At 67.2% G+C, this 12,829-nt stretch carries 5 protein-coding genes and 2 pseudogenes; 3 read left to right on the forward strand and 4 right to left on the reverse strand.

The window, feature by feature from the left end; translation table 11 throughout:
- Window positions 1-24: 24 nt before the first annotated feature.
- The 3 genes and pseudogenes from QE373_RS10685 to QE373_RS10695 all read right to left on the reverse strand — a co-directional run bounded on the left by QE373_RS10685 (window position 25) and on the right by QE373_RS10695 (window position 7,787).
- Window positions 25-3,106, reverse strand: a pseudogene (locus tag QE373_RS10685) (efflux RND transporter permease subunit).
- On the reverse strand, window positions 3,103-6,636 hold the full coding sequence (locus QE373_RS10690; RefSeq protein ID WP_309686263.1) for an efflux RND transporter permease subunit: 3,534 nt from the start codon (window positions 6,634-6,636) through the stop codon (window positions 3,103-3,105). Before QE373_RS10690 ends, QE373_RS10685 begins: the two are co-directional and overlap by 4 nt.
- A complete protein-coding gene (locus QE373_RS10695; RefSeq protein ID WP_309686265.1) occupies window positions 6,633-7,787 on the reverse strand; it encodes an efflux RND transporter periplasmic adaptor subunit in 1,155 nt (384 codons plus the stop codon). The genes QE373_RS10690 and QE373_RS10695 overlap by 4 nt, the downstream gene beginning before the upstream one ends.
- Window positions 7,788-7,990: 203 nt before the next feature.
- Here QE373_RS10695 and QE373_RS10700 point away from each other — a divergent pair, with 203 nt between their 5' ends.
- Together QE373_RS10700 and QE373_RS10705 are read left to right on the forward strand one after the other, a co-directional pair.
- Complete coding sequence (locus QE373_RS10700) at window positions 7,991-8,398, forward strand: cytochrome c (protein WP_042614923.1); 408 nt, start codon at window positions 7,991-7,993, stop codon at window positions 8,396-8,398.
- Between the two features lie 11 nt (window positions 8,399-8,409).
- Window positions 8,410-8,874 (forward strand): cytochrome c, encoded by a 465-nt coding sequence (locus QE373_RS10705; protein WP_057687402.1) that lies wholly within the window; start codon window positions 8,410-8,412, stop codon window positions 8,872-8,874.
- A gap of 521 nt (window positions 8,875-9,395) precedes the next feature.
- Here QE373_RS10705 and QE373_RS10710 read toward each other — a convergent pair.
- Window positions 9,396-11,291, reverse strand: coding sequence for an ATP-binding cassette domain-containing protein (locus tag QE373_RS10710; protein WP_309686268.1), 1,896 nt, complete (start codon window positions 11,289-11,291; stop codon window positions 9,396-9,398).
- Window positions 11,292-11,328: 37 nt separating this feature from the next.
- Between QE373_RS10710 and dbpA the strand changes: the two are divergent.
- Window positions 11,329-12,706: pseudogene (gene dbpA, locus QE373_RS10715) on the forward strand (ATP-dependent RNA helicase DbpA).
- Window positions 12,707-12,829: the final 123 nt, after the last annotated feature.

Below are 12,829 nucleotides of genomic sequence, written 5' to 3' on the forward strand. Positions count from 1 at the left end.
GATCGGCGCTACCAGTTCCGCGGTTCAGGCCTCCACCACCGGGGTGTCCACGCCCCGACCGCGGGCCTTGCCGATCAACCGCGCCGCCGCACTGCGTGCGTCATCCAGCACCACGTAGATGGTCGGCAGGAACAGCAGGCTGACCACCGTGGAAAACGCCAGGCCCCCGGCGATCGCGCGCGCCATCGGGTAGTACGGCGGGCCGTCGCCGAACATCTGCGTGTCGGTCAGCGAGATCGGCACCATCGCCAGGATCGCCGTGCCCATCGTCATCATGATCGGGCGCAGGCGTTCGCGTGAGCCTTCCACCAGCGCCTGGGTACGGGCCATGCCGCGCCGGCGCAGGTTGTTGATGTGCTCGATCATCACGATGCCGTTGTTCACCACCACGCCCATCAGCACCAGGATGCCGATGAAGGACATGATGCCGAACGAGGTGCCGGTCAGCCAGAACAGCCAGAACACCCCGAAGATCGAGAACAGCACCCCGCTCATGATCGCCGCCGGGAACAGCAGCGACTCGAACACCGCGGCCATCACCACGTAGATCATCAGCAGCGCGATCACCAGGTTGAACAGCATCTGCTGCATCGCCTCGTCATCGTTGCCGAAGTCGCCGCCGTCGAAGCTGAAGCTAGTAGCCGGCCGGGAAGTTCATCGGCTTGAGCACCGCCTCGATCGCCTTGCGCCCATCCGGCGCGGTGACCTTGTCGGCCAGGTTGGCCTTGATGGTCAGCGTGGTCTGCCGGTTGGTGCGGCCGATCTGCGTGGCCGAGGACAGGATCTCCACCGACACCAGGCTCAGCAATGGCACGGTACGGCCATCGCCGGTGCGCACGCTGAAGCCATCCAGGTCCTCCGGCGTACTCTGTTCGGCGCCGGCGAAACGCACCCATACCGGCACTTCGTTGTCACCGCGGCGGAACTCGCGCATCGGGGCGCCACGCAGCGCCAGGCCGACGAAACTGGCCACCTGTTCGGCGTTGAAGCCGAACGCGGCCGCGCGCTCGCGGTCGACCTTGATCGCCAGCTCGCTGCCCTTCTCGCCGTTGTCGATGCGCACGTCGCGCAGTTCCTTGCGCTGCGCCAGCAGCGGCAGGACTTCCTCGCCGATCTCCTGCAGCATCGAACTGGAATCACCGACCAGCTGCACCTGCACGCCGCTGTTGCCGCCGCCGGAATCACCGCCCTGGTTGCCGACGAAGTAATCGGCACGCGCGGACTTCGGCAGGCCCTTGCGCAGTTCTTCCTGGATCGCCTTGAGGCCACCGGCGTGCGCCTCGTCCAGGGTCACGATGGTGGAACTGCCCTCGTCCTCGCTGTACCAGGAATACACCTGGGTGATGTGCAGCCGCTCGCGGTTGGCATCCAGCCAGTCTTCCACGCGCTTCACTTCATCGGACATCTGCCGGTAGGTGTAGGCGCTCTTCCACATGTAGCCGATGAACACGTCCTTGCCGCCTTCGCCACCGAACATGTCCACCTTGGTCAGCTTCATCGGCACCAGGCTGACCAGCACCACCAGCAGGATGCCGAGCAGGCTCCAGCCACGGTGGCGCAGGGTCCAGTCCAGCAGCACCGCATACCGGCCCTGCAGGCGCGCGATGACGCCCGTCCTGGAATGCAGCAGCTTCGGCGTGTCCATCCGCGCGGACAGCATCGGGATCAGGCTCACCGCCACCAGCCAGGACGCCAGCAGGGACACCGAGATGGTGATCGCGATCTGCGACATGAAGATGCTGATGTTGTTGGTTTCACCGAACAGGTTCGGGATGAACACGATGCAGTGGCACAGGGTGCCCGCGCTGAGCGCGATGGCCACGTTGCGGGTGCCGATGATCGAGGCCAGCCGCGGCTGGTCGGGCATCCGCTCGCGTTCCTGGTAGATGCTTTCCACCACCACAACGGCGTTGTCCACCAGCATGCCCACCGCCAGCAGCAGGCCCATCATGGTCAGGATGTTAAGCGTCACCCCGACGAAGTACATGAAGCCCAGGGTGATGATGAAGCAGATCGGGATGGCCAGGGTCACCATCAGCGTGGACGGCCAGTGGCGCAGGAAGAAGAACAGCACGGTCACCGACAGGATCAGGCCGACCGCGCCGGCTTCGGCCAGTTCCAGCAGCGAGGACGTCACCGTCTTGCCCTGGTTGTCGATGACCTTGATCTGCACATCGCGCATGCTCGGTTGCGCGCGGATCGCCTCCACTTCGGCCAGCGCAGCGCGCGAGACTTCCACCAGGTTGGCGCTGCGCTCCTTGAAGATGTCCAGGCCGATCGCCGGATTGCCATCCAGGCGGCGGCCATAGCTCATGCGGGTCGGCTTCAGGCGCACCTCGGCGATGTCGCCCAGGCGCAGTCCCTTGGCGTTGATCACCAGGTCGCGCATTTCCTGCAGGTCGGTGATTTCGCCCACCGGCTGTACGCGCACGCGCTGGCCGTTGTCGTCGATCTGTCCGGCCGACAAGGAGAAGTTCAACGTGCGCAGGCGCTCGCTGAGTTCGTTGATGCTCAGCCCATGTGCGTTCAGCCGGTTCGGATCGATCGCGATCTCCACCTCGTTCGGTGGCGCGCCGGAGATGTTGACCCGGGCCACGCCGGGGATGCGTTCGATGCGCCGCTTGAACTCGCGGTCCAGCATGTCGTACGCGCCGGTCAGGTCGGTGTCGCTGGCCAGGCGTACCTTCAGCACCGGTTCGTCGCTGCTGGACCACTTGAACACGTTGTAGCGCTGCAGGTCGTCGGGCAGGTCGGTGCGGATGGCATCGATGCGCTCGCGTGCATCGGACGCGGCGATGGCGATGTCGCGGTCCCAGTCACTGAACTCGATGAAGATGTTGGCCCCTTCGGAGGTGGCCGACGAACGCATCCGCTTGATCCCGGTCATCGTCGCCAGGCTTTCTTCCACCGGGCGGATCAAGGTGCGCTCCACCTCTTCGGGGGTGGAGCCGGTGTAGGGAATCTGCACGAACAGGAACGGTGCGGTGATGTCCGGCAGTGCCTCCAGCGGCAGCCGGAACGAGGCGATCAGTCCCACCACCACCAGTGACACGAAACACATGATGGTGGTGACCGGGCGGCGGATGGAGAACTCGGCGATGCTCATGCCGGCTCCTCCCGTCCCTGTCCGGCGTCGGGCGCATCGAAGCCTGCATCGTGGGCCAGCTTGCGGCCGCGTTCGCGGTAGTACGCATCACCCTTGCGGTCCATCAGGTCATACACCACCGGGATCACCAGCAGCGTCAGCAGGGTGGACACCAGCAGGCCACCGATCACGGTGATCGCCATCGGCGCGCGCACTTCGGCGCCCTCGCCCATCGCCACCGCCAGCGGCAGGAAGCCGAACAGTGTGCACAGGGTGGTCATGATGATCGGGCGCAGGCGCGAACGTGCGCCTTCCACCAGCGCCTCGTGCTTGGCCACGCCGGCTTCGCGCAGCTGGTTGACCTTGTCGATCAGGATGATCGCGTTCTTGGTCACCAGCCCCACCAGCAGGATCAGGCCGATGAACACCACCACCGAGATCGGCTTGCCGCTCAGCAGCAGCGCCAGCACCGCGCCGACCAGGGCCAGCGGGATGGTGAACAGGATCACGAACGGATGCAGCAGCGATTCGAACTGCGAGGCCATCACCAGGTACACCAGGAAGATCGCCAGCCCGAAGGCGAAGATCAGCGAGCGCGCGGATTCTTCCAGCTCCTCGCCCTGCCCGCCGATGTGCATGCCCACCGCCGCGCCCAGCGGCTGTTCGGCCACCATCGCCTGCACTTCGCGCATCGCACCGCCCAGGTCGATGTCGCGCAGGTTGGCCGATACCACCGCCACCCGCGTCTGGTCGGCGCGATGGATCTCGCTCGGGCCGGTGGTGGCGACCACTTCAGCCACCGCGTCCAGGGTCACCGGACGGGTGCTGCCGGGATTGACGATCAGCCGGCGGATGCTGTCCACGCTGGCCCGGTCGCCCTGCTGCGCACGCACCAGCACATCGATCTTTCGATCGCGGAAGCTGTAACGGGTGGCGACATCGCCGCGCACTTTCTTGACCACCACATCGGCGATCTGGCGGGTGGTCAGGCCCAGTGCACCGGCGCGCTCCTGGTCGAAGCGGATCTGGATTTCCGGGAAGCCTTCTTCCACCGTGGATTTGACGTCGGCGTAGTGCGCGTTGTTGCGCAGCATCGCCGCCAGCCGCTGCCCGGCCTGCTCCAGCGAGGCCATGTCCTGTCCGCGCAGCTCGATTTCCAGCGGCGTGGAGAAACTGAACAACGCCGGTCGTGCGAAGTCCACCTGCACGCCGGGATGCGAAGCCATGGTGTCGCGCAGGCGTTCGGTGATGGCCGCTTCGCTGCGTGCATCACCGCCCCCTTCCATCACCACGGTCAGCTTGCCGATGTTCTCGCCGCTTTCGGTCGGGCTGGCATCCAGCCGGGTGCCGGCGCCACTCACCCCATACAGCGAGGCGATGCCTTCACCGGCGGCCTGCTTGCCATCGCCATGCGCCAGCTGCAGTTCGCGCACCAGCGCATCGGTCTGCTTCAGCGGCGTGCCGGCCGGCAGCTTCACGGTCATCTCGAAGCGGTCCTGCGCCAGCTGCGGGATCAGGTCCGCGCCGAGCATCGGCACCAGTGCCATGGTGGCCACGAAGGCCAGTGCCGCCAGCCCCAGCACCTTGCCCGGATGGGCCAGCGCACTGGGCAGCAGGCGCAGGTAGCCGCGTTCGGCACCGGCATACGGTTTCATCGCCATGTCGCTGGCCTTGCGCATCACCGGGCCGACCACCGCCACGATGCCGCGCCACACCCGCACCACCGCCCAGGCTACGCCGAAGAAGCTCCAGCGCAGGGCGGCCACGAAGCCGCGACGCCCACCGGCCACCGGCTTCAACCAGCGGTTCTGCGGACGCCAGGCCTCGCCCGCCTGTTCCTCCGGGAACGCCAGCGGTGGGCGCCCCTTCAGCGAGCTCAGCATCGGGATCAGGGTCATCGACACCAGCAGCGAGATCGCGATGGCGATCGCCACGGTCAGCGCCTGGTCGCGGAACAACTGCCCGGCGATGCCATCGACGAACACCAGCGGCAGGAACACCGCGATGGTGGTCAGGGTGGACGCCACCACCGCCATGCTCACCTCCCGCGTCCCCGCGATGGCGGCCTGCAGCACGCCCAGCCCGCGTTCGCGTGCCTTGGCGATGCTCTCCAGCACCACGATGGAATCGTCCACCACCAGGCCGGTGGCCAGGGCCAGGCCGCCCAGCGACATCACGTTCAAGCTCAGGCCCAGCTGTCCCATGAAGAAGAACGTGGCGATGATCGACACCGGCAGCGACAGGCTGATGACGAAGGTGCTCCAGCCATCGCGCAGGAACAGGAAGATGATCAGGATGGCCAGCAGTCCGCCGATCACCGCATCCTTCTTGACGTCGCTGATCGCGTGTTCGATGAAGCGCGACTGGTCTTCGACGGTGGTGAGCTCGGCATCGGACGGGAAGGTGGTCTTGATCTGCTCCAGCCGCGCGCGCAGGGCCTCGGCGGTGGCCACGGTATTGGCATCGCCTTCCTTGTAGATCGCCAGCTCCACCGCCTCCTTGCCGCCCAGCCGGATGATCGCCTCGCGTTCCTTGTAACCCTGGCGCACCGTGGCAACGTCCTTCAGCCGCACCGGCACGCCGTTGGCGATGACGCTGGAATTGCCGCCCGATGCACTCTGCGCCGCCGATGCCGCCGACATCGCCGCATCCGAGCCGGTCGCCGCAGCGATGGCGAACATCTGCGCCATCGCCGAATCGGCTGCGCTGCCATTGGACGACTGGGTGGTGATCAGCAGGTTGCGGATCTCTTCCAGATCGACGAACTGGTTGACGGTGCGCACCAGGAAACGCTGCGATCCCTCTTCCAGGCGGCCGCCGGAGATGTTGATGTTCTCCTCTTTCAGGCGCTGGATGACGGTGTCGATCGGCAGGTTCAGCTGCGCCAGCTTCTGCTGGTCGATGTCCACCTGGATCTCATCTTCCAGGCCACCACCGACCTTCACTGCGGCCACGCCGGTGACCGGTTCCAACTTCTTCTTCAGGTCTTCGTCGGCGTAGCGGCGCAGGCCGGTCAGTTCACGGATCGCTTCAGCGTCGGTGGCCGGCGCGTCCTTGCTGGAAATCACCAGCCGCATGATCGGTTCGGTCGAAGGATTGAAGCGCAGCAGCACCGGGGCCTTGGCCTCCAGGGGCAGGTTCAGCGCTTCCATCTTGTCGCGCACCTCCAGGCTGGCCTGGTCCATGTTGGTGCCCCAGGCGAATTCCAGCACCACATCGCTCTGGCCGGTGCGCGAGATCGACTTCAGCTTGCGCAGGTTCTTGACCACGCCGACCGCTTCTTCGACCGGCTCGGAGATCAGGGTTTCGATTTCAGACGGTGCCGCGCCGGTGTACTCGGTCCGCACCGTCAGCGTGGGATAGCTCAGGTCCGGCAGCAGGTTGACCTTCAGGCTGTTCAGCGCGATCAGCCCGAACAGGATCAGGGTGACCGTGCACATGGCGATGGTCACGCGGCGGCGGGTGGCGAACTCCACCAGGCCGCCGCCCATGCTGCCGGGGCCGTGGCCCTGGTGGGGGTCGCGACCGTGGTCGTTACCGGCCGATGTCATGGGGCGCTCCCTGCCTTGGCAGCCGGCGTGGCCTTGGCCACCTGCTTGGGATCGGCGGGCACGATCACCTGCACCGCGGTGCCGTCGCGCAGCGCGACCTTGCCAGCGGTGACCACCTGGTCGCCTGCCGCCAGGCCCTCACGCACTTCCACCCAGGCGCCTTCGGCGTAGCCCAGCGTCACCGGAACCCGCGCGACCTTGCCGGCGCGCACGCGGAACACGGCCGGGTCACCATCGTCGAGCAGGGCCAGGCGCGGCACCACAAGCGCATCGGCGCGCTGGTCGTAATCGATGCGGATGCGGCCGAACATGCCCGGCTGCAGCGACTGCGCGCCGCCGTCGAAGGTGCTCACCACGCGGAACGTGCCGCTGCCGGAATCGACGACCGGCGAGATGCGATCGACCTGGCCGGTGAAGCGCTTGCCCGGCAGTGCATCGGCCAGCAGGGTCACCGGCTGGCCGGCACGCAGCGTGGCCAGCTCGCGTTCGGGCACGTTGAGCGTGGCTTCCAGCCGCGAGTTGTCGACGATGCGGAAGATCGGCGTGTTGATCTGCACGAAGTTGCCGGTCTTGATCGAACGCGAGGCGATCACCCCGGAGATCGGTGCGGTGACCGTGGTGTAGGAGAGTTCCAACGTGGCCAGCCGATACTGCGCGCGGGCGTTCTCCACGTCGTAACGCAGCTGGTCGACATCGGCGGCGCTGACCATCTGCTGGCCCACCAGGCGGTTGGCGCGCTGGTAGTTGTTTTCCAGCTTGCGCATCACCGCTTCACTCTGTGCCACCGCCAGCCGCGCGCGGTCCGGATCCAGCCGCACCAGCGGCTGCCCGGCGCGCACCTGCTGGCCTTCTTCGACCAGCACGGCCAGCGCCACGCCGGAGGTCTTGGCCACCACCTGCGATTCGGCGCGCGGCTCCAGCGCGGCGGTGCCGGTGTAGCTGGCGGCCACGCCGCGATGGCTGGCCACCGCCACTTCCACCGGCACGGCATCGACCTTCTTCTGTTCGGACTTGCCGTCCTTGCCGTCCGCTGCCTTTGCTTCGTTGTTGGGGCCACCCGCGCAGCCGGACATCAGCAGCGTGGTGGAGATGAGCAGCGCGGCGGCGCAGATTCCGCTGCGGCCGGCGGGCAGGAAGGCATGGCGTGACATCGTCGGGTCCCTGGGGATGCGTGAACAGGTGTGGTAGCAAAGTAATGCACCACCTCACGGGTACACCATATCCCAAAGGTCACGGTGACTTCACGCCGTCGGTCGGGCCGACCCCATTTCAGCAACATGAAACGAGCCGCTATACTCGGGCCGTTCCGTACCCCACGCCGGAACGACCAGACCCGTAGCCCGGAAACGACATCATGCGCCCGCAGCCGCTCGCCGCTTGTCTTGCTCTGGCCGTCCTCCTGCCCTTCGGGGCCGCCGTGGCCGCTCCTGCTCCTGCTTCACCGCCGTCCGCCCCTGCCGCTCCGGCGCCGCTTCCGGCCCCGCAGGCACCCGCGCCGGCCGCCGCCCTCACCGGCAATTTCGACAATGGCCGGGTCCTGGCGTACACCTGCCAGGGCTGCCACGGCATCACCGGTTACAAGAACGCCTACCCCAGCTACCGCGTGCCGAAGATCGGCGGGCAGAGCGAGCAGTACCTGCTGCAGGCCCTCACCGAGTACCGCCATGGCAAGCGTCGTCATCCGACCATGCAGGCGCAGTCGATGAGTTTCAGCGAACAGGAGATCGCCGATCTCGCTGTTTACCTGTCCACCGTCAAGTAAGGCACGCCTACATGTCGAAAGCCGCGCAGTTCACGCGTCATGCCATCGCCTTGTCCGTCGCCGTCCTGATGGCCGCCTGCTCGCCGTCGCATGAAGACAGCAGCACGCAGTCGCCCGACCAGCCGGGCCAGGCCAGTGGTGATCTCCCCGCTCCTTCATCGTCGGCCGGGCTGCCGGCCGGCCGCCTCGCCGCCGGTGAGGCCCGTGCGCAGGTCAAGGGCAAGGCCACCGGGCAGAGCTGCATCGACTGCCACGGCGCCGACGGCAATGCGCCGATCGACCCGACCTACCCCAAGCTGGGGGGGCAATACAGTGATTACCTGGCGCACGCGCTGCAGGCCTATCGTTCGGGCGATCGGCAGCACGCGTTGATGACCCCGCAGGCGACCGGCATCAGTGATCAGGAGATCGCCGACCTGGCGGCCTATTTCGCTTCACGGCCGACCCAGCTGCGAGACCTGCACGGGGTGAAATGAGCGCCGCCGACAACGCCTGACGGCCAGCGGCCGTCACTACCCGCCAATGCCCCGGTAGCGCCGACCCATGGTCGGCGAGCGCAGCGGCAAGGGCCTGACGGCCAGCGGCCGTCACTACCCGCCAATGACCCGGTAGCGCCGACCCATGGTCGGCGAGCGCAGCGGCAACGGCCTGACGGCCAGCGGCCGTCACTACCCGCCAATGACCCGGTAGCGCCGACCCATGGTCGGCGAGCGCAGCGGCAACGGCCTGACGGCCAGCGGCCGTCACTACCCGCCAATGACCCGGTAGCGCCGACCCATGGTCGGCGAGCGCAGCGGCAAGGGCCTGACGGCCAGCGGCCGTCACTACCCGCCAATGACCCGGTAGCGCCGACCCATGGTCGGCGAGCGCAGCGGCAACGGCCTGACGGCCAGCGGCCGTCACTACCCGCCAATGCCCCGGTAGCGCCGACCCATGGTCGGCGAGCGCAGCGGCAAGAGCCTGACGGCCAGCGGCCGTCACTACCCCATCGAGCGAGTCAGGCGTCCAGTTCCTGCCAGCGCGCGTAGGCGGCATCCAGCTCGGCCTGCACCTTGGCCAGCTTCTGGTTGTGCGCGGCCATGTCCGGCGCGCTGCGCTGGTAGAACGCGGGATCGTTCATCGCCGCAGTCAGCCCTTCGACGTCCTGTTCCAGCGTTTCGATCTTCTGCGGCAGCTGTTCCAGTTCGCGCGCGTCCTTGTAGCTGAGCTTGCGCTTGGCCGGCACCACCTCTGCCGCCGCCACGGCCGCCGGGGCGGCAGCGGCTGCCGGACGGCTGGCCACCACCGGCGCGTTGGCCTGCTGCGCGGCCACGAAAGCCGCATGCCGCTGCCAGTCGCTGTAGCCACCCACGTAGTCACCGACAACGCCCTCGCCTTCCATCACCAGCGTGGAGGTCACCACGTTGTCCAGGAAGTCACGGTCATGGCTGACCAGCAGCAGCGTGCCGGTGTACTCACCCAGCAGCTCTTCCAGCAGCTCCAGCGTTTCCACGTCCAGGTCGTTGGTCGGTTCGTCCATCACCAGCAGGTTGGACGGCTGCGCGAACAGCTTGGCCAGCAGCAGGCGGTTGCGCTCACCGCCGGACAGGCGGGTGATCGGTGCGCGCGCCCGTTCCGGGGTGAACAGGAAGTCCTGCAGGTAGGCGTGCACGTGCTTGCGCTTGCCATTGAACTCGATGAAGTCGCGGCCTTCGGCCACGTTCTCGATGGCCGTCCAGTCTTCGCGCAGCACCGAGCGGTACTGGTCGAAATAGGCGATTTCCAGGTTGGTACCGGCGCGCACTTCACCGCGGTCCGGCGCCAGGTCGCCCAGCAGCAGCTTCAGCAGCGTGGTCTTGCCACTGCCGTTGGGACCGATCAGGCCGATGCGGTCGCCACGCAGGATGGTGGCGGAGAAGTCGCGCACCATGCAGCGCTCGCCGAAGGAGAACGACACGTCCTTGATGTCGATGACCTTCTTGCCGGAATTGGCAGCCTGGGCCGCTTCCATCCTGACGTTGCCACTGATCTCGCGGCGCGACGAGCGCTCGTTGCGCATCGCTTCCAAGCGGCGCACGCGGCCTTCATCGCGGGTACGGCGGGCCTTGATGCCCTGCCGGATCCACACTTCTTCCTGCGCCAGCATCTTGTCGAAACGGGCGTTTTCCTGTGCCTGTGCGTTGAGCCGTTCTTCGCGGCGGCGCTCGTAGTTGGCCCAGTCGCCCGGCCAGCTGGTGACCTGCCCGCGATCGATTTCCACGATGCGGGTGGCCAGCGCGCGCAGGAAGCGACGGTCATGGGTGACGAACACCACGCTGCCGCTCCAGTTCTTCAGGAACATTTCCAGCCAGTCGATGGCTTCGATGTCCAGGTGGTTGGTCGGTTCGTCCAGCAGCAGCAGGTCCGGGCTGGACACCAGCGCCCGGCCCAGCAGCACCCGGCGCTTCATGCCGCCGGACAGGCGCGCGAATTCGGCATCGCCGTCCAGGTCGAGCTTGGTCAGGGTTTCGCTGACGCGCTGGTCCAGGCCCCAGCCGTTGGCGGCATCGATCTTGGCCTGCACCGCGCCCAGTGCATCGCCGTCGAACTCTTCGGCCACGCTCAGGTGATGGAATTCGGCCAGCCACTGGCCCAGTTCGCCCAGGCCTTCGGCGACCACGTCGAACACGCTGCCGGCGGCGCCATGCGGCACCTCCTGTTCCAGCCGGGTCACGCGGACGCCCTGCTGGACGCGGACTTCGCCATCATCGGGCTTGTGGTCGCCGGACAGCAGCTTGAGCAAAGTGGATTTGCCGGCGCCGTTGCGGCCGATCAGGGCGATACGCTCGCCCGGCTCGATCGACAGTTCGGCTTTTTCCAGCAACAACGGGCCGCCGACGCTGAAGTCGACGTTCTGCAAGGTAATCAGGGGCATGCGGGTATTGTAAGGGGTTAACCCCGTACAATGCGCCATGAATGAATTCTCGACCCTGCCGCTGAGCCCGGCCCTTCAGCCTGGCCTGGAAGCGCTCGGCTACACCACCCTCACCGCCATCCAGGCGCGCAGCCTGCCGGCCATCCTCGACCGCCGCGATGTGATCGCCCAGGCCCCCACCGGCAGCGGCAAGACCGCCGCCTTCGGGCTGGGCCTGCTGCAGGCACTGGATCCGGCCACCCAGCGGGTGCAGGCGCTGGTGCTGTGCCCCACCCGCGAACTGGCCGACCAGGTCGGCAAGCAGATCCGCAAGCTGGCCACCGGCATCCCGAACATGAAGCTGCTGGTGCTGACCGGCGGTTCGCCGCTGGCGCCGCAGCTGGCCTCGCTGGAAGCCCACCACCCGCACGTGGTGGTCGGCACCCCCGGCCGCGTGCAGGAACTGGCACGCAAGCGCGCACTGAACCTCGGCGCGGTGCGCACGCTGGTGCTGGACGAAGGCGACCGGATGCTGGACATGGGCTTTGAAGAGCCGATCCGCGAGATCGCCGGGCGCACCCACAAGGACCGCCAGACGCTGTTGTTCTCGGCCACCTTCCCCGATGCGATCCGCGCGATCGGCCGCGACGTGCTGCGCGATCCGGTGGAAGTGACGGTGGACGGCGCCGACGATGCCCCTTCCATCCGCCACCTGTTCTGCGAAGTGGAGCCGGCGCACCGGCAGAAGGCGCTGGCCGGGCTGCTGCTGAAGTACACGCCGGAATCGGCGGTGGTGTTCTGCAACACCCGCAAGGATGTCGACGAAGTCGCCAATTCGCTGCAGCAGTTCGGCTTCTCCTCGCTTGCCCTGCACGGCGACATGGAACAGCGCGACCGCGAAGAAGTGCTGGTGCGTTTCGCCAACCGCAGCTGCAACGTGCTGGTGGCCAGCGACGTGGCCGCGCGCGGGCTGGACGTGGAAGACCTGGCGATGGTGATCAACTACGAACTGCCGACCGACATCGAAACCTACCAGCACCGCGTCGGCCGTACCGGTCGCGCCGGGGCCAGCGGCATGGCGATCAGCCTGGTGGCCGGCCGTGAGAAGTCCCGCGCCGAGGCCCTGGAAGCGCAGCGTGGCACGCCGCTGGACTGGCAGAAGACGCCCCTGGCGACCTCGCGCCCGGCCGAACTGCCGCAGGCCGCCATGCGCACCCTGCGCATCGACGGTGGCAAGACCGACAAGCTGCGCCCCGGTGACATCCTGGGTGCGCTGACCGGCGATGCCGGCCTGGCCGGCAAGCACATCGGCAAGATCGCGATCTACCCCACGCGTTCGTACGTGGCCATCGCCCGCGAGCACGCCAACCCGGGCCGTGGCCAAGCTGGAAGAAGGCAAGATCAAGGGCCGCAGGTTCCGCACCCGCGTGATGTAAGCCGGCAGCGGTGACGACCAACGCAGGCTGTGTAACAAGTCCGGGCCCGGTCGAGCTACGCGAGATCTGGACCTCCGGCAGACATGCAACTATGCAGATCTCGCGTAGCAGGGCGAAAAATGG

This window comes from Stenotrophomonas sp. SORGH_AS_0321 (assembly GCF_031453215.1).
In the GTDB taxonomy this organism is placed as follows: Bacteria; Pseudomonadota; Gammaproteobacteria; order Xanthomonadales; family Xanthomonadaceae; genus Stenotrophomonas; species Stenotrophomonas chelatiphaga.